This window comes from Streptomyces sp. NPDC002573 (genome assembly GCF_042889625.1).
In the GTDB taxonomy this organism is placed as follows: domain Bacteria; phylum Actinomycetota; class Actinomycetes; order Streptomycetales; family Streptomycetaceae; genus Streptomyces; species Streptomyces gibsoniae.
In genome coordinates, this window is the sequence record NZ_JBIARC010000030.1 from 51,467 (window position 1) to 70,843 (window position 19,377).

Consider the following 19,377-nt stretch of genomic DNA (forward strand, 5'->3'; position numbering starts at 1 on the left):
ATGCCTTTATAGGAATGGCGAGTGACGCCGGTTTTCCGGCCGGCGTCGACTCGTCACTCCTCGGCGGTCCGGGGCCGGGGCAGGTCGATCAGGACGAGCGCACGACGTCGTGCGCTCATCGGATCCGAGTCCGACGCGCTGTCGCCGGGCAGCACATTGCCCTCGGACCGCGTCGCGATCTCGACGTCCTCGGGGACCATGACGGTCTCCATGTCGGCCTGGAGACGCGCGAGGTGAACCGCCAGTGCCGAGCGGAAGATGCCGGCCACGCCGTCCGCGCGCGCCTGCCCGCGCCGCAGCGCCTCGCCGAAGTGCGGAAGTCCGCCCCGCATCCCGTTGGCGTGGCCGACCACCTCGACGCGCGGCGGCGGGAAGCCCGCCCTGACGTTCGCCAGCGAGGCCCACGCCACCTCGGCGGCCAGCCTGTGCACCGTCTCCCGCTGGGGTCCCGTCAGCTCGGCGGATCCGTCCGCGAACTCGACCCCTCCGATGGTCAGCCGCTCGCTGCGGTAGGACGGCTGCGGCACGCTCTCCTGCGGCACTCCTTCATGTGGCACTCCTTCATGCGCCGCGGCCTCATGGGCTACGGCCTGCGGCCGCGCGTGCGGCTGTGGTTGTGCCGTGTGCTGCTGCTCCTGCGGGGGCCGGGGCGCCCGGGGCTGCACCTCCGTGGTGCCCGGCCCCCGGCGGGGGCGGGTCGGCGGGGCCGCGGGGGCGTCGCCCTGCCGCGGATCGTGCACCGTCACCGTCGTCCGGCGGCCGTGCTCGGGGTCGCCGGAGGACGGGGTGCGCTCGGTGGTGACCGTGACCGGGAAGTCGGCCGCGGTCAGATGCGGTTGTGCCGAACCGTGCTGGTAGTTGATGAGGTGGCGGTCCAGCCGGTCCCGGAGTTCCCGGTGGACGGCCTCGGCCCGGCCCTGGGCGCCGTCGGGGAAGACCCCGCCCAGCGTGGGACGGCGGTTGTTGCCGCGCCCGGTCACGGTGAGCCGGGGCAGCGGCAGCCCGTTGTAGTGGTTCCACAGTCCGGCGCGCACCACATGCTCGGCCACATAGGTCAGTTTGCGGGCCTCGACCTTGCTGATCTGCCGGGAGCCCTGGTCGAACCCGATGTCCACGTTGGGGAGCCGGTGACCGTGCACGATCACGGACGTCAGCGGGTTGGCCTCGGCCGACGGAACGGAACTGAGGAGGTCCGCGCTCACCTCGTGCATGGTCTCACCGGGACGCTGGGAGAACATCCGGAAGTGCCACAGCTCGCTGCCCTTGGGCAGGTCCGCCGCCTGCTTCATCCGCGCCTCGGCGACCTTGACCGTGCGCTCGTACTCCGCCTTGGCGGCCGCTTCCTGCGGGCTCCCCGGAGTCGTCGTACCGACCGCTCGCCGCGCGTCCGCCGCCTTGGTGAGCGCGTCGACCAGGTCCAGGTGGCGGCCCAGCCTCTTGAGCGTGGCTTCGTCGGCACCCCCCGCCCGCTGACGGTCCAGCTCGTCGCTGACGGCGGCGTGCAGCCTCCGGAAACCGTTCGGCGAGGTACTCCTGAGGTTCTCCGCCACGACCGATCGCATGGTGCCGGCGATCTGGGCGCGCCGGGCGAAGTTCTCCAGCGTGATCTGGTGCTTGCCGTCCTCGCTGGAGAGCACGACGGCGGCGAAGTGGTAGCCGAAGTGGCGGCCCTCCGGCGCGCTCGGCTTGGCGTAGTTGTGCGCCAGGCTCGGGAAGCCGTTCTCGTCCAGCGCGTTGATCGAGTGCACGAGGTAGGTCTCGCCGACCTTCGCCCAGGCGTGCTCGTTGATGCCGATCCCGCGCGCCGCGTCGGAGAGCACGTCGCGCCGCGGGTTGTCCAGCGGGTCGTAGCTCAGCGCGCTGCCGTAGGACCTGCCCGGTGTGGGACCGTCGCTCTCGGCGATGAGCCGGTCGTCCCGCAGCACCTGGCGCGCGGCCCACGACGGATCCATGGGCCCGGTCGGCTCCCGCCCGTCGGCCACGTGGCTGAGAGCCTCCGCGAGGTAGTGGATGCCGGTGACCTCGGTGCGTCCCAGCGCGTTGATCGGGCCCGTGGCCACACCGGTGCCGTCGGGATCCCGGAAGACCACGTGTGACGCGGGCACGCCGCCCGACACCATCTGGGCGAAGTCACGGCAGACCTCCTCCTCCGACTTGCCGGAGCGGGTGAGGAACTGCGGGGTGACACGCACCAGTTCGCGATGGCCGCCCTCGCCGTCGGCGACGTGCAGTGCGAGGCCGTCCGTCTTGAGCCGCACCAGGCTGCCCGCGAGCGACAACTGCCGGTTTGCCGCGTCGACGGCCTTGGCGGTGGCGAAGATCTGCTGGCCGTAGCCGTACTGGCGGTGGGCCAGTGACAGGTCCCCCGAGACATGCAACGGCGGGTGTTCGTGGACCAGTGTCTGCCTCATGCCCTGCGCGGGCACCCTCAGCTGCGGGATGTTGTCGGAGCTTGTCCGACGGTAGTCGTAGGCGGCGTGGTACATGCCGGTCGGTTCTTCGAACAGCACGGTGTCGGGGGTGGTCCCGATCACCCTGTAGTCGGTGGTCGTCAGCGGCCGGGCCCGGAGGCGGTCCACCAGGTCCGTCGGGGACAGCGCCGACTCGCTGGCGTCCCGCGGCGGGTGCAGCTTGCTCGCGTAGTCGGGGCCGCCGGGGTCGTGACCCGGTGCCACGGGGCGCGTCACAGGGGCGTGGTCCGGGGTCACGGGGTCGTGGACCGTGGCCACGAGGGCGTGGTCCTCCGCGGCGGAGTCGTGGCCGAGGCTGAGCCCGTCGAACAGGTCCAGCAGACCGCCCTCGCCGCCCAGGTGCAGTGCCCAGCTGCCGCTGCCGCCGAGCAGGTCGAGGTGTTCGGCTCCGGTCTCCCAGTCGGTCGCGGTACGCACATGGGAGTCGGTCGACCACACCGCCGTCCCGGTCCGGCCCGCGATGAGCTGAGCGAGCCCGTGGTCCTGCCCCTGGGAGACGACTAGCAGGATGTCCTGGCCCTCGCCGCGCAGCGGGTCACGGGCGACGAGTGCGGCGAACTCCTCCGGGTCGGTGACATGGATCGCGCGGCCGCCCGCCATCAGGACGAGGTGATCCGGGGTCCCCTGCGCGGTGACCACATACGGGTCGTGCCACGGTGCCGGATGCTCCGTCGGCTGCCCGTCCGGGCCGGTCACCGTGTACTTCGTCAGATCGGGCGGGTTCGCCCTCGAACCCGTCCAGTCGCGCCCGGCCGCGTATCCCGACCCGTCGACCAGCACGGTGTGGTCGTCCAGCGCGGCGTGCTCCGTCACCAGGAAGTGCGCGGCGAGCGCGGAGGCGTCCGTGATCGACTCGGGTCCGGCGTGCGCGGTGAGCGACAGCAGATACCGGTAGTCGTCCTCGGTCGGCGCGGTGTCCAGATGCAGCACCTGCCGGGCCAGCGCTTCCAGATGCGGGCGGCCGGCGGTGTCCGGTGTCGTACGGGGCAGATCCATCGCCCGCAGCGTGAGCAGGGCGCCGTGGGCGCTCTCGTACGCCTCCGGGCCGAGTGAGTCGCCGTAGAGGCGGTCCAGCCACTCGTACTCGCGCGCCCGTTCGTCCGTGTACTCCTCCAGGACCCGCGACCAGTCCTGCTCCTCGTCCGGGTACGCCTCGGGAGCGTCGTGCTCGTTGCGTGGCATGTGCGGGTCGTGGGCTGCGGTGTCGTCGTGCGAGGCCGCGCCGCGGTCCGGGTCGGTCACCGGGTCGACCCAGGCATGGCGCCGGGTCACCGGCGGGGCGGCCGAGCGGGCGTCGTGCCAGCGGGGGTCCCGCGACAGCGGGGTGTGGTCCGCGTGCTGCCGCACGTCGGTCGCGGAGACGTCGTCGGTGGAGGCCGACGACGTCCTCGGGGGCTCCTGGGTCTCGGGGTGGCCCACACCGTGGTCCGTGGCGGGCTCCGGGACGTCCCCGACGAGCGCGCCGAGCAGTTGGAGGTGACGGCCGCGCAGCCCGCCCTGGGCGAGACCGTACGGCGCCGGCTGGTGGAAGTCGCCCAGCAGGCTGCCCGGCACCTGGGCGCGCCCCGGCCCCTCGTCGTCCTCGCGGTACTCGTCGCGCAGACCGAGCTGGTGGCCCAGCTCATGGGCGTACGCCACGGGATCCGCGTCCGGCCACCAGGTGCGCTGGTCCATGGGGCGGTCGCGGCCGGCGAGGTCGACGACCAGATGGGGATCGGCGTCCTCGGCCACGCGTTCCACCGTCACGTGCAGCAGGTTGCCGTTGGGAAGGCGGTGCCCCGGGCGGTTGTAGTACTCCTCGGCGCCCTGTTGCAGCCGCTGCCACGGAGTCTCGGTGTCGTGCCCCGAGCCGCCCCGGAAGGCGACGCGCACGGTCAGGTCGGTGACGGTGGTCTCGCCGACGCGGAAGGTGCGCGCGTCGAAGGCGGACCGGACCACGAAGCGTGGTGCGTGGTTGAGAACGCGACGGGGTGTGACGGTGGCGGGGGTGTGGCGGTTGTGGGCGTGGGTCTGCCGGTCTCCCTCGTGGGTCTGCCGGTTGTCGTCGTGGGGTTGTCGGTTGTCGTCGTGGGTCTGCCGGTTGTCGTCGTGGGGTTGTCGGTCATCGGCGTGGAATTGTCGGCCGCCGTCGTGGGACTCCGGATTGTCGTCGTGAGTCTGCCGGCGCGGCGTGTGGTCGGTGGCCGGGTCGTGTGTGGCGCTCGTGGCGGGAGCGGACTGGAGTGCCCTCGGTGCCTTGGGGGCGACCTCGTCGGTCATGGTGGGCGGGCGCTGCGTCGGCGTCTGGCTGGCGTCGTAGTGGTTGTGCCCGTTGTAGTACACATCGATCGAACGGCCGGTGTTCTCCGGTCCGACCGTGCGCAGATGGGCCGTGCCGCCGCCGGTCGACTGGATCGTACGCAGCTGGACGCCGAGGGTGTGGGCCACCAGCGCGGGGAACATCTCGCCCTCGTTGGTGTTCCACGCGTCGTTGCCCGGCACCCAGTTCTCCAGGGCCCTGGTGAGTGCCCGGTGCTCCGCCTGCGTCAACGGCCGGTGCAGCGCCGAGTCGACGACGGCGCCGACCATACGGTCATGGCTGTCGATGTACTCCAGGGCCAGGGGACCGAAGCGCCCGGTGACGTAGGCGAACTGGGCGCGCGGTGCCAGGGCGGTGTCTCCCAGGGTCCAGTTGCCCTGGTGGTCCGTCGTCTCCGGCACCTCGTTGGCCGCGCGCTCGGCCGCTTCCTGCGCGGGGAGGTGGTGCGGTGCGCCCATCAGCTCCTGGGTCCGCGCGTCCACGTAGAGATTGCGCAGAGCCTCCGGGCGGAGCCAGTCCGGGGACATGACGTGGTCGACACCGTCGGCATGCAATCGTGCCTGGAGCGCGTCGAGGCTCTGGGTCTGCAGTTGCTGCCGGAGCTGGTTCTCCTGGCTGCGGCGGTACAACTCGGTCACGTCGAACGGGAGACGCTCCGGCGGCGTCGTCCGTACGGTGCGCAGCACCATCTGGCGGAGGGCTTCCGCGGCGCGGCCCAGGGGACTGTCGGACCTGACGGGGCCTTGCTGGGTGCGGATCTGGCGCAGCACCGCCCCGTGCTGGGTGTGCGCGTTCCCGGGGGACCCCTGGTGCAGTGCGGCGGGCCAGTGCTCGGGCGGGGTGCTCGCCACCACGGAGTAGAGCAGACACCGGCCGTCGCCCGGCACCTGGACGCGGGGCGTCGGCTGCTGGACGACCGTGGTCTCCGCCGCGTCCGGCTTCGTCTGCTGGACGCCGGTGGTGACGTGGTGCGTGCTGGTGGTCGTGGTCGTGGTCGTGGTGGTGGTTGTGGTGGTGGTTGTGGTCGCATCGTGCTTGGCGACCGGTGCGGGGGCTTCCGGAGCCTTCACCGGAGGCTTGATGGTGCCCGACGTCTCCTCGGCGGGCTTGACCGCCTCGTGCGTCTTCTCCGGTTGCCTGACGTCCTCAGGGGCCTTCGCCGGTGATTCGACGTCTCCCGAAGCCTTGGCCTGCTGTTCGGTGTCTTCCGGAGCCTTGGCCTGCTGCTTGTCGTTTTCAGGGGCCTTGACCTGCTGTTCGTTGTCCTCCGCGTCCTTCAGCTGCACCTGCTGCTTGGTGCCCTCCGTCTCCTTCACTTGCCGAGAGGTGGAGTCCGCGTCCTTCACCTGCTGTGTGGTGTCGTCCGCCGGCTTCGTCAGGTCGGGTGTCTTCGGGGTGTGGTCGGTGGTCGTGGACGGTGTGGTGGTCTCGTCGGTCTTCTTGGCCGTCCAGTAGTAGACGTGGCCGTCGGTCTGCGACGTGTTCCCGTACGTGCCGTTCTCGTCGTACTTCTGGGTGGTCAGCCGCACCGGCTGCCGCATCAGCACATGCGCGCCCTTGAGCGTGGCCTTGCCGGGCTCGGCGGCCTCCTTGCCGTGCGGGAGGTCCGGGGGCGTGAGGGTGCGGGTCGGGACGCCGGGCTTGCGGGTCACCGGCGAACTGCTCTCGAACGTCTGGTCGCGGTCCACCTTCAGCGCGCTCGTCGGGAGGGGGACGACGACGGCCGGGTTCTTGGTGATCACGGGGACGGCCAGGGGCGTCAGGCTCGCGTTGAGGCCGTTGCTCGCGGTCGCGGACGACTCGTGCTCCGTGGAGACGGTGATCTCGTCGCTGCCCTTGTCCCGCGTGGAGATCTCCTGCGCCTCCCCGGTGGGCTGCAGATGGACTTCCAGGCCGGTCTTGCCGTCGGCGCCGAACGGGACCGTGCGGTAGCCGTTCGCGGCGTCCTTGAGCTGGTGGAACACCGTGGGCAGGGTGGACGAGGAGAGTGCCTGGCGCAGCGACACCTGCTGCTCCAGCGGCAGGCGCTGCTCCCTGACCAGGGCGTTGTCGGTGCCGTCCAGCCGGGGGTCGGAGATGAAGGAGTTGACCAGCTTGTGCGCGGCGTCGGGGGTCATGGCTCCGGCCCAGCGGCCGACCGTCGAGGCGGCCGAGCCCAGTCCCCAGGAGATGGCGGACCCTGCCTTGCCGAGTGCGCTGTCGGACCAGGGACGGGGCGTGGTGAGCACCGTCTGCGCATGGTCGAGCAGTGCGTCGGGGTGGTCGAAGCCCACGAGGTCGTGGGCGGAGTCCAGCGATGCCTGCCAGCGGTCCCGATCGGCCTGCGAGGCAGTGATCGGCTGCATCTCCATGGTGTTGCCGCCGTCGTGGACCTGGGGCGGCTGCGGCGGCTGCTGGGGCTGCTGCTCGTGTGCGGCGGCCTGTTCGGCGGTCTCGGTGAGTGACTTGGGGACGTAGGCGTGGACCGGCCACGACGGGTCGACGGGCCGGGGCTTGCCGAGGTTGACGAAGCGTCCGTACTCGGTGCGCTGGGTCACGGTGACCTCGAAGCGCATCCGGTTGGAGAACTTCACCGTGTCGCCGAACTTCGACGTCTTGTGCTCGACCTTGGTGGTGACACCGCTGTCGGCGCTCTTGGTCCGGCTGCCCTCTGCACCGCCGGACGGGGCCCACGCGATGCTGCCCAGGCCGGACTTCTTCTCCTCGGCCTTGACCTCGGCCGCGTCCTGGCCGGGCTTGGGCTTGACCACCGGGGCGTAGGACACACGGAAGTTGCCGTCGGCGCCCAGCGACCAGTTGTGACCCGCGCCGCCCTTGACCGTCTGCGCGATGCTGACCTTGCGGGTGGTGTCGCCGGTGGAGTGGTCGCCCTCGTCGGTCCATTTGCCCTGCGGGATGCCGCGTACCAGCACCTCGGTGATCACGCGCTGGGTGCGGGACTCGTGGACGTGGTAGTCGAGGATGCCCCGGCCCACCAGGTCCTCGTAGTTGGCCGAGAGGTTCTCCGGCGAGAACGTCCCCGCGAAGGGCAGCGCCGTCTCCGGTACGTCGGCGGGCGTGTCCAGCCGGCGGATCTGCCGGTCGATCTCGCCGAGGATCTCGTCGGACTTCGGGATGTCGGCGATGGCCCCGCCGAGCAGCCCGGAGGTCAGCAGCGGCGCCTGCCGTGTGCCCGAGGGGGCCGGGCTCGTGGTGTCGCTGGTCCCGTCGGTGCCGAGCTCGCGTACGTCGTCGTCGGAGAGCAGCACCACCACCCGGTGTTTGCTGGTCTGCGGGTTTCCGAGGGTGACGTTGCCCTTCGCGTCGGTGATGCGGCCCTGGACGGTGAGGTCCGCGTCCGCCTCGTAGACGTGCCAGGTGCCCTTGTACGCCGCCTTCCGCGACGTGGTCATCTTCTGCTTGACGTTCTCGCTGCTGTTGTAGCCGGCGCCGCCCTTGCCCTTGAAACCGCCGCGCACCTGAAGGGACGCGTCGGGGCTGTCCTTGGACGGGAATCGCCCGGCGTCGAAGCCGAGTCCCGCCTTGAAGGCCCGGGAGGACTTGTCCGCCACGGCGGTGGACCCGCTGGACTTGGTCTCGATCTCCAGCTTGCCCTCGCCGGGCAGCGTCTCGTGGAACCTGAAGTTGCTCAGACGGGTCCGGGCCGAAAGTCCGATGGTGTCGCGGTTGCGGCCCGAACCGACCTGCTCGTCGCCGCTGTTGGCCCACCCGCCGTGCGACGCGGAGACCATGGACCGCAGATGGTCCTCATCGGTGATGCCATCGAGCGCCTCCTTCAGGTCGGGCGTCGACGCGTCGTTCTTCTTCTCGAAGGCGCTGGTCAGCGACCGCTTCGCCGTGTCGCGGAAGTCGTCGGAGCCGGTGACATGGCGGATCGCGTGGCGCTGCGGCAGCACGTCCAGCTTGGGGATGGTCCGCGGCGGCGCGGTGTCGGTGCCGGTGGTCTCCGGTTTCCGCGCGACCTCGACCGTGAGGTGGCCGTCCGGCTTCACCTGCTTGGTGTGCTGCATGTGGGGCGAGGGCGCGTCGGTGGACAGATGTGTGATGGGCTGCTTCGGGTTCTCGACGCCGACCATGACGTGGTACGTCACCGGGTGGGCGTAGACGTCGGTGTCCGCCTCCAGGGAGAACTGCCGCTTGACCTCGGTCTCGGCACCCATGGTCAGACCGTGCGAGGGGTTGTGCGCGGTGATGTCGAGGCTGCCGATGCCGAAGCCGCGCGTCACATCCGGGTGGTCCAGTGAACTGCGCACGCTGCCCGCCAGGTTGACGACGTGCTTCGCGCTGCGTGTGACGGTCTTGTCGGCTCCGGTCGTCCGGGTGGTCACGGCCTTCGTCGTCGACTTGCCCGAGCGCACATAGTCGCCCTTGGACGGCTCGGCCTTGATCACGATCTCGTGGGTCCGGCCGTCGCGCAGTGGCAGATGCGAGCCTTTCAGCGTGATCCGGTAGGAGCCGTCGAGCAGCTTCGGACCGGAGTCGCGCAGCCGTGAGGGGGCGAGCTGCTGACGCAGCGAACGCAGGTTCTCCCAGGCCTCGGGGGTGATCCGGGGACGGTTCGTGGTGCTCGCACCGTCGTGTGCCGTGGTGGTGCTGGGGTGGATCGCCTCGGGCGGCGGCAGCACACCGGGCGAGCTCTTCCACATCTCGCGCACGATGTGGTCCTCCAGCTCCGACGAACCGGGGAAGTCCAGGAACGTCGTGCGCTGGGCCGTGACCGGGCCGGTCAGCCGGCCGGCGTCGAGCGGCGGGTGGTCTCCGGTGGTGGCAGGCGTGGACCCCTCGTGCGGGACGGCGCGGAGCACCTCGCCGTTCTGCGGGTTGATGGTGATGGCGACGTGGCCGGCGGCGTCCGTCGGACGCTGCTCGGAGGGCGGCGGGGTGTGGTCCCCGATCTTCGTGGTGCTGGTGCCGCGCAGCCCGTCGAGCCCCGGCCGCAACTGGTGCCGTATCAGCTGGACACGCAGCCGCACGTTGGTCGCGACCAGGTCGGCCTTGCCGGAGTGCTCATGGCTGGACTCGGTGCCGATGGCGTTCTTGCCCTTGGCGCCGTGGGTGAGGTTGCTGGAGCCCGTGTAGCCGGCGGTACCGGTCAGCCACGTGGACTCGGAGCTGTCCTTCGCCTTCCACACCTGGCCGGTGGCACCGCCGCTGAGGCCCAGTGACCAGGAACTGTTCTCCGTACGGTTCTGGCCGTGCTCGCCCGTCGACTTCGACCCCAGGGTGGCCTTGTCGTCCACGGTGTGCAGGGCCTGGGAGTCGTCCGGCTCCACCGTCAGATGCAGATGAGCCTTGCTGCCGTCGCTGAGCGTCAGCGGCTTCGACAGCAGACCCCAACCCGAGGCGTGCTCGAACTCGTTGATGACATTGGACGGCTGGAAGAAGTCCTCGATGTCCCGGTGCGCGGTGCCGTCCGGGCGCGCCTCGCGCGGCAGTGCCTCGTAGACCGCGTTCCGTGCCGTGTCGAGACCGGTGATCGACACCGGGTGGCCGGAGGCGGGCTTGGGGGTCCGGGAGGCCGGCGCGGCGGAGGTGTTCGGCCGGTCCGTGCGAGCGTGGTCCCAGCCCTGCCAGGTGCGCGGCCGGCCGTTGGCCAGGTCCTCCGGCCGGGGCACGTCCGCGCGGACCTTGCCGATGACGGCGTCATGGGTGCCCGTGGCGCCGAGCTGGGTGCCCTGATGGTCCGTGACCTTCACCTGGTACGTGAAGTCGGACGTGTAGCTGTCGGTCTTGCCGGTGAAGGCGATCTGGTTCGCCGTCTGGACCGACGACTTGACCGTGGTCTCACGGCCGTGCGTGGCGCCGCCCAGCTTCCCGGAGGGGGTGACGAGGACCGACAGCTCGCTGTTGACGGGACGGATGATGGTCGGCCCGAACTCCAGGCCCGCCTCCGAGGAGGTCATCTCCGTCTTGCGCGGGTCGGAGTCGCGCGTCGACTCGGACGGTACGCCGAAGCCCTCGCCGTCGTTGTCCTTGGCGGCATCGGTCGTGGCGTCGAGGCGCCAGGGGGAGGCGGTGGCCTTCACCTCGACCTCGTAGGGCCTGCCGTCCACATGGACGGTGAAGCGCCAGCCGCCGTTGACCATCGCGCCGTGCTGCTTGCGGAAGTTTGCGGGATCGAGGGCGGCGTCCAGGCGCTGCACGACGGACGTGTCCTTGCCGTGGCCGCCGAGCAGCGTCTCGACCCGGGTACGCACGCCCTCCGGACCCGGGTCCTCGGTGATCTTCTTGCCGGCGAGGGACTCCGTGTGCCGACCGTCGAGGACCGGGGCGGGGTCCTTCTGCGGGGGCGCGGGCGGCTTCTCCTGCTGTTCGTCGCCGGGGGTGCTGTCGTCCTTGGCGGGAGTGTGTTCCTTCGTGGGTGTGTGGTCCTTGTCGGACGAGTGGTCCTTGTCGGACGAGTGGTCCTTGGCGGAGGTGTGGTCCTTGGAGGAAGTCTCGTCCTTGTCGGACGCGTGGTCCTTGGCCGGGGAGTGGTCCTTCTCCGGCTCGGCCTTGGGAGCCTCCTTGGCGGGGTCCTCGGGCTCATGCAGGGTGTGCGCCTCGGGCGGCTCCTGGTCGAGGGGCTCCTGCTGCGGCTTCTCGCGGGGCTCTTCCTTGGTGAGGGTCCGACCCTGGTCCCCGTCCTTGTGCTCGTCACCTCGGCCCTTGCGCTCGTCACCCCGGTCCTGGTGGTCGCCGTGGTCCTGCCGGCCCTCGTGGCCCTCGTGGTCTTTGGGGTCCTGCTGGTCGCGTCCGCCGCCGGTGTCCTTGTCCGTGCCGCCGTCCGACGGGGCCTCGTCCTCGTGCGACTCCTCCGGACGCCGGGTCCAGGTGAGTTCGGCGTGGTCGTTCTCGGGGCGGAAGCGCAGCAGAGGTTCGCCGTCGGGACCGTGGTGGGAGCCGACGATCTTGTCGAAAATGGACTTGCTGAAGGGGGAGGGCGGGTTCCAGAACATATGGGCGCCGTGCATGACGGCGATGTCCTTGGCCTGCATCTCCTGGATCAGCGCGTCGTGCTCCTCCAGCGGGATGCGGGTGCCGCCCGGGGTGGAGATGTCGAACAGGTCGTGGTCGCCGGTGATGGGACGCTGGGTGCCGCCCTCACCGACGCCGTGGACCACGCCGTCCACGACGGTGAACTTGTTCTTCTTGTCCAGCAGCGCCATCTTCGCGGCGAGTTCGCGGTACTCGGTCGAGCGCTGGTTGTAGCGGGAGACGACCTTGTCCCAGTCGCCCGGGGGGACGGTGCTCTCGTCGGGCGTCCTGGGCTTGAAGTAGCCGACGAGTCCGATGTTCTTGGGGTTGGCGCCGAGGTGGACGTCGGCCTCGTTGATGGTCTTGGCCTTGATGTCCTGCGGTTTGGCCATGGCTCCGGCGTCGAGCCATTTGGGTGCGGTGGGGTTGGTCGGGCGGACGTCGATGACCAGGCCCTTGTCCCGCGCGATCTGGCGGAACCCCTTGAAGTTCTTCTCCGGGATGCCATAGGTCTGGCGCGCGGTGTACGAGTTGACCTCACCGGTCTTGAGCGGTTCGGTCCAGGTGAGTTCGGCGTGGTCGTTCTCGGGGCGGAAGCGCAGCAGAGGTTCGCCGTCGGGGCCCTGGTGGGAGCCGACGATCTTGTCGAAGACGGACTTGCTGAAGGGGGAGGGCGGGTTCCAGAACATATGGGCGCCGTGCATGACGGCGATGTCCTTGGCCTGCATCTCCTTGATCAGCTTGTCGTGCTCGGGATGCGGGATCCGCGTGCCGCCCGGGGTGGAGATGTCGAACAGGTCGTGGTCGCCGGTGATGGGGCGCTGGGTGCCGCCCTCGTCGATGCCGTAGACCACGCCGTCCTTGACGGTGAACTTGTTGTCCGTCTCGTACGCCGTCATCTTCGCGGCGAGTTCGCGGTACTCGGTCGAGCGCTGGTTGTAGCGGGAGACGACCTTGTCCCAGTCGCCGGGGGGAACGCTGGCCTGGTCGGGTGTCTTGGGCTTGAAGTAGCCGACGAGTCCGATGTTCTTGGGGTCGGCGCCGAGGTGGACGTCGGCCTCGTTGATGGTCTTGGCCTTGACGGCCTGTGGCTTGGCCATGGCTCCGGCGTCGAGCCATTTGGGTGCGGTGGGGTTGGTCGGGCGGACGTCGATGACCAGGCCCTTGTCCCGCGCGATCTGGCGGAACCCCTTGAAGTTCTTCTCCGGCATGCCGTAGGTCTGACGTGCCGTGTGTGCGTCGACCTCGCCGGGCTTCGGCGTATGGGACGTCGCCTGTTCCTCGTGCGGCGATGCCTGTTCCTTGTGCGGCGTCGTCTGTTCCTGGTGCGGTGCGGGCTGGTCCTCGTGCGGTGTGGTCGCCGGTTCGTGCTGCCGTGTGGGGTCGGAGACCGGGTCCACCCAGGTGTGCTGCCGTGGGACGGCGGGCGCCTGGTCACGCGAGTGCTGCCAGGCGGGGTCGTCAGCCGGATCGTCGTGCTGCTGCTGGTGCTGTCCGTGCCCCTGGCCGTCGGACAGCACCGGAGGCAGGTGCTGGGTGCCGTCGTGCACGCCGGCGCCATCGGTGGAGGAGCCGGGGAGCTTCGGCGCGACCTGGTCCGAGGCGCCCTGGTCGCCGGACAGGTGCGGCCGGCCGGTGTCCAGAGCGCCGTTGCGCACCAGGGAGTCGACCATCTCGTTCACCGAACGGCCGCCCTGGAACAGGCTGTACATGTCGTCCGGCACGATCGGCCGGTAGCCCTGCTCCAGCAGCAGCTTCGGCAGCAGGATCTGGACGTTGGAACGGAGGTTGCCGTCCTCGAAGGGGTGGATCACATGCAGTGAGCGGACCGTACGGGCGATCGAGGCGAGCTTCGTCCTGTCGTCGACGCCGGGCTCGTCGACCCGCTCGTAGTGCTGGTGGAACACCGTGTCGACGAGACCGGGCGCCTCGCCCTTGCGGTAGTTGGTCGACAACGCCGGGTTGTTGTGCAGGAAGCGCGTGAGGATGGTGGCCGGCTGCGGCTTGGGCAGGCCCTTGGACCAGTCGTGCGTCGTCATGTCGTAGACGAGGGCCCGGTCCCCGACCTTCTCGTCGAAGATGTCGGGAGCCAGCGTCTCGCCGCGCAACGGGAAGTGCGTCGGACGGCCACCGGACCAGTCGAGCTCGCGGCCGAGGTGGCTCGTCGCCAGACCGTGCAACGTCCGGTACGACGACGAGTCCATCGGCGTCTTGACGGTCTCGGGATCACCCAGGAACTTCGTGTAGGCCGCGACCATGCCCTTCTGGAACCCGGGAGAGCGGTCGTGGTCGTAGTACGAGCCGGGGTCGTGCGGGAAGGCGGCCTGTGCCTCGCCGTGGTTCTTGGGGTCGATGTAGAACTTCCACCACTCGTTCTGGGGCAGGTAGTCGTGCAGAGTGCCCTGCTGCGGACCCCTCGGCGCGACCGACTCGCCGGTGTGGTCCTGCGGGTGGTCCGTCCGGTGGTCGCCGGTGTGGCCCTGGTGGGAGAGCAGATCGTCGTGGCCCGCGGTGAGGGCGCCGAGGAGGTGGAGATGGCGGTCGCGCAGGCCGCCGTGGGTGAGTTCCTGGTGCTCGGGGCGCTGGTGGACGTCGCCCAGCAGACTGCCCGGGATGTGGGGGCGCTGAGGTGCGGTCTCGTCCGCGTACTCGTCGCGCAGCCCGAGCTGGTGGGAGATCTCGTGCGCGTACTCGACGGGCTTCGCCCCGGGCGTCCAGCTGCGCTGGTCCATGCCGTGGCCCGTGCCCACCAGGTCGACGGTCAGGTGCGGCTTGTCGCCGGGTCCGACGCGCTCGATGGTGACATGCAGCCGGTCGCCGTTGGGCAGCGTGTACTTCGGATCGTTGAAGTACTGCTTGACGCCCTGCTGCGCCCTGTTCCAGGTGTCGTCGGCGTCGTGCAGGCCCGAGCCGTCGTCGCGCAGTGCCACGCGCACCGTCAGATCGGTGTACGGGGTGTCGCCGACGGCGAACCGCCGCTGGTCGAAGCCGGAGCGCACCACATAGCGCGGGGTGCGGTTCAGCCTCATACGGGGCGGCGGGCCGGGGCGGCGCAGTTCGTCCAGCCCCTTGGTGCTGGGCACCGGATGGTGACGGGGATCGGTCGAGTCCTCGTGCGACCGGCCGGACTCGGAGCCGTCCTCGGAGGGGCGGTGGGCCACGAGTTGCTCGTTCCCCTGGTCCTGGCGGTGCGGCCTTTCCTCGTGCGGCGGCCGCGAGCCGGTGCCCGGCTTCGCTCCCTGCTCTCCAGGGGAGTGCTGGTCGCGGGCGGGGGAGTGGTTCGAGGGGACCTTGACCGCGTTCCCCTCCGCGGAGGTCCCGCCGTGCGCGGGCGTGGTGTGTTCGTCGGCCGGTGGGTGCTCCTCGGCCGGTGTGTGCGCGTCGGTGCCGCCGTGCTGGTCGGTTCCGGTGGTGATGCGGTCGAGGTGGCCCGGGGCCTCGGGGCTCCCGGTCTGCTGCGCCAGCTCCTGCCGTAGCGTGCTGGTGCGTTCGTCGTACGTCCGGTGCGAGGACAACTCCTCGCGCACCTCGTCGATTCGGCGCCCGGTGTCCTCGGCATCGCGGGTGTTGCCCCCGAGCAGCTGCTCGGTGCGCTGGTCCCGCAACTGCTCCAGCCGGTCCGTCAGTTCGCGCACCTGGTCCTGGCGGTCCTGCTCGCGCCGGCTCAGGTGCTGGTCCAGCTTGTCGAGGGCGTCCTTGGCCTCCCGCTCGGTGGTCGCCTCCTGCGCCTGCCGGCGCAGCTCGGCGGCGCGGGGATCCCCCTCGCCGTCGTGGAGCGCGTCGAGGCGGTCGCGCAGCTCCCGCTCGGTGGGGTGGTCCTCGGAAATGTCCGACTTGAGCCGCTCCAGTCGCTGCTGGAGCTGCTGCTCCTCGCGGTGGTCGTGGAGTTCGCGCAGCGCGCGGCCGGCCCCGTCGGCGGTGGCCGCCCGGTCCACCTGCTCGCGCAGTTCGCGCTCGCGGTCGTCCACACCGTCGTTGAGCGCGCCGAGACGGCGGCGCAGGTCCTCCTCGCTGCCCCGCGCCGGGGTGCGCCCCGGCGTCGGCTCGTCCGACTTGAGGTGATCGAGGCGCTGCTGCAACTCCTGCAGTTCCCGGTGTTCCTCCAGGTCCCGAAGCGCACGGTCGGCCTCGTCCGGCGTCCTGGCGTTGTCGAGCCGCTCGTGCAGCGCCGCGGTCTCGGGATCGGGCTCGGCGGTGGAACGCAACCGGGCCAGCCGGTCGTGCAGTTCGGCGTCCCTGCGCAGCTCGTCCAGCTGAGAGCGCAGTCGGTCGGCGGTGGGCCCGTCGGTGGTCATGGCGAGGCGCTGGCGTACGTCCTCGACGTCCTGGTGGAACGGGCGCGGCGTGTCCTGACCGGTCAGTGTCCCGGAGGGCACGTGGCTCTCGACGTACGCGGAGTACTCGTTGAGCCTGCTGTCGAGCAGGTCCGGGGCGCCGGAGCGCCGCGCCTGCTCGACCGAGTCGACCTTGCTCTGCCACTCCTCCTTGGAGCCGGTGAGGTTGGTCAGGCGCTCGAAGCCGCCCTGCGCGTGCGTGTGGAACGCCTCGTAGCGCTGGTTGGTGGTGCGCGTCTCCACATGGGCCCGGAAATCGGCGAGGTGCTCTCCGGCGCGATCCCAGTCGCCGGATGCGGTGGCCTCCTGGATGGCGCGGGCGTACGCGTCACGGTCGTCCTTGGACATCCCGGCGGTACGCGCGGCGCGGTCGAGATCGGCGGTGCGCTGCCTGATCCCGGCGTCGGGCGAGACGGGCCGGTTCGTCGGCGGCGACGGGGCCTGGTGCAACGGAGTCGGCGGGTCCGGGTCGTGCGTGGGCACGACCAGGGTGTCGAGCTGCCGGAGCTGCTCGTCCGTGATGACCGGGGAGTGGTCGCCGGGAGTGCCGTCCTGGTGGTCCTGCGGGTGACGTGTCGTACCGGGCTCGTGCTGCGGGACGTCCGGCAGGACGGGCGTGTGTCCGTGGCCGGTGGACAGCCGCACCGGAGGCGTCGACGGCTGGTGCTGCGGGGTGGTCGTCCCGCTCTCGGGGTCCGGGCGCGGACGGGGCGCCCGGGGTGCGACCTCGTCCGCGCGCGTGCCGTTGTTCGTGGCGGGGAAGTGGCTGGTGGCGGTGGACGGACGCGGCTGTGTGGCCGCGGTGGACTCCTGGTGCGGTGCGGACTCCGTCCCGGGACGTGGGGCGGACGACGACTCCACGCTCACGGTCGGGCGCGGGGTGCCCCCGGACTCGGTGGACGGACGGTTCGTCCCTGTCAGCGGGGCCTGCGGCCGGTTGGTTCCGGTGGTGGGCGTGTCCGGCTGGTTGGTTCCGGTGGTCGGCGTGTCCGGCTGGCCGGAGACGGGGCCGGGAGTCCGTTGGGTGTCCGTCGCGTTGCCGGAGGTCTGCGGACGGTCGGCCACGGTGCTCGGGGTCTGCGACTGGTCGACCACGGAGGCCGGGGGCTGCTGACGGCCCGTCACCGTATTGCTCGGCATCTGCTGATGGTCCGTCACGGAGCTTGGACCCTGGTGTCCTTGGGTCACCGTGTCGGGCGTCGGCGTGTGGTGCGTCGCGTTGCCCGGGGCCAGAGGCTCGTTCAGGCCGGTGCCCGGTTCCTGCGGGCGGTTCGGCACGGTGGTGGGCGTGTTCGTGTGCTGCGTGGGTGTGTTCTCGTGCGGAGTGGGCGCGCCCTCGTGTTGTACGGGCGTCACGGTGTCGGGCCGACCGCCGTGAACGGGCGCGGGCGCTCCCTCGTCGGGCGGCGTGACGGTGTGATCGGCCCCGCCGTGGCCGTTGAGCGTGGTCTCGAAACCGGGCAGCCCGCCGGAGGGCCCTGTCTGCTCCGGCACACCGGAGGACGTGTGCGGCGCGGGCGCGGACTCGGTGGGGGTGTGTGGCGTCGAGGTGGTCTCCCGGCTGCCGCCGGTGACGGGCCCCTCGGACTCGGTCGTGGGGATGTGCGGGGCGGTGTCGCCCGTGCCGCGCGTGGCGCCCTCGGTCGTGCTCGGGCCCCTCGACTCGGTCGTCGGCCGGGTGGTCCCGTGTTCGGTCGTCCCGCCGCGGTTGCCGCCGGTGGTGCTGCCGGTCGTGCCGGTGGTCCCGCGCGGTGTGCCGTTGCTCGCCGGGGTGCCGCGGCCCGAACCGGCCCCGGCGTCCCCGCGGGTCCCTCCCGTACGCGCACCGCCCGTACCCGTGTTGACGGTGCCCGTGTCGACCGCGCCGGTGCCACCGGTTCCGGTTCCTCGCGTGCCGCCCGTGCCCGAACTGTGGGGCCCGTCCGTGCCCAGGCCCTTGTCGAGGCCGGTCGTGCCGAGACCGTTGCCCTTGCCGAGACCGTCGCCCTTGCCCAGGCCGCCGGTGTCGAAGTTCTCCGCCCCGGAGAAGCCGGACCCGCCCTCGGAGGGGACCTTCGGGAGGCGGATGTCGGGCGTGGACGGCAGATGGATGTCCGGGGTGTGGATCTCGTTGTGCTCGCCGCCGCCGAACCGGCGACGGCCTCCGCCGCCGCCCATCGCGCCGATGATGCCCGAGGTCACGGCGGCGCCCATGTCGTTCTCGCCGCCGAAGATCTGTTCCATGACCTCGGTGGTGACGACGCTGGAGGCGCCGCCGATGATGCCCTTGCCGATCAGCGAGGCCGCGAACTTCGGCGCGAACGCCGAGCCGGCACCGGAGAAGATGCCGCCGATCGCGCCGCCGATCGCGCCGCCCTCCACGGCCTGCAGCGTGGCCGCGGTGTCCCACTTGGTGCGGTCGCCCTTGAGGAACTGGATCCCCTGGATCACCGCGTCCATGCCGACCATGAACCCGACACCGGTGGCGATCGAGATCAGCAGCCGTTTCAGCAGCATCTTGACGATCGCCCGCACGCCGGTGACCAGCGCCGGGATCACCTCGGGCGCCCAGAAAGCGAGTTCGGCGATCTCGACCGCCAGCCAGACCAGCTGCGCCAGGATCATGTACTTCGCATACTCGACCTGCAGCCCGGTGTTCTTGCCCAGCTGGCCCAGCTGACCGGCCGCGTCGGCCATGTCGGGGAGATTGGACTTCAGCTGCTGCGTGAAGTTGGAGAACTCGTCGGCGACCTGTCCGCCGATGCTGTGCAGCACACCGCTGGTCGCGGGATCGATCTCGCGACTGATGGCGGTCAGCTGCCGGGCAGCGTCCTCCCACGCCTCACCGAGGCTGCGCAGCTTGTCCTCGTCGCCCTTGGGCCAGTCCTGGCCGACGGCCAGCTTGGCGACCCAGCCGAGTTCCGGGGGCAGGTTGATGCTCATGACTTGGTGTTCTTCACCCGGGGCTCGGCAGGGTGGACCTCGGAGGTTCCCAGGCGCTTGGTCGCCTCGATGTTCTGGTCCTCCATGCGTTCGAGGTTGACGGCCATCGTCCGGATGCCGTCGTGCATGCTGTCGACCAGCTCGCCCATCTGCCCGGTGCTGTCGATGATCTGCTTCCTGGGCGTGGCGTACTGCTCGTAGAACTGCCGACCGGAGGCGTCGTCGCCCCAGCAGTCGCCCAGTTCGCCGAGCCGGCCTTCCAGGCTCTTGCCGATGTCACGGAACCGCGCCGCCAGCTGCTGCACATACGGCAGCTGGTTGCGCAGCCCGTCGGTGTCGACGTAGAACTCGCCGTCAGCCATGTGTTCCTCCCGAGGTCGTGTGGTCGTGTCGG

2 protein-coding genes are annotated in these 19,377 nt (G+C 70.8%); both read right to left on the reverse strand.

Annotation, left to right across the window (positions count from 1 at the left end; all coding sequences use genetic code 11):
• Window positions 1–53: 53 nt before the first annotated feature.
• Window positions 54–18,983: a hypothetical protein gene (locus ACFYX0_RS26290; protein WP_388973604.1), complete on the reverse strand. Its 18,930-nt coding sequence runs from the start codon at window positions 18,981–18,983 to the stop codon at window positions 54–56.
• Entirely contained in the window at window positions 18,980–19,345 is a 366-nt protein-coding gene (locus tag ACFYX0_RS26295) for a hypothetical protein (protein WP_311695611.1), read from the reverse strand. The genes ACFYX0_RS26290 and ACFYX0_RS26295 overlap by 4 nt, the downstream gene beginning before the upstream one ends.
• Between the last annotated feature and the right edge of the window lie 32 nt (window positions 19,346–19,377).

What these genes read in the sequence shown, in the direction of transcription:
- ACFYX0_RS26290 (WP_388973604.1), bottom strand. Translation starts at nt 18,983, where the DNA reads ATGAGCATCAACCTGCCCCCGGAACTCGGCTGGGTCGCCAAGCTGGCC.
- ACFYX0_RS26295 (WP_311695611.1), bottom strand. Translation starts at nt 19,345, where the DNA reads ATGGCTGACGGCGAGTTCTACGTCGACACCGACGGGCTGCGCAACCAG.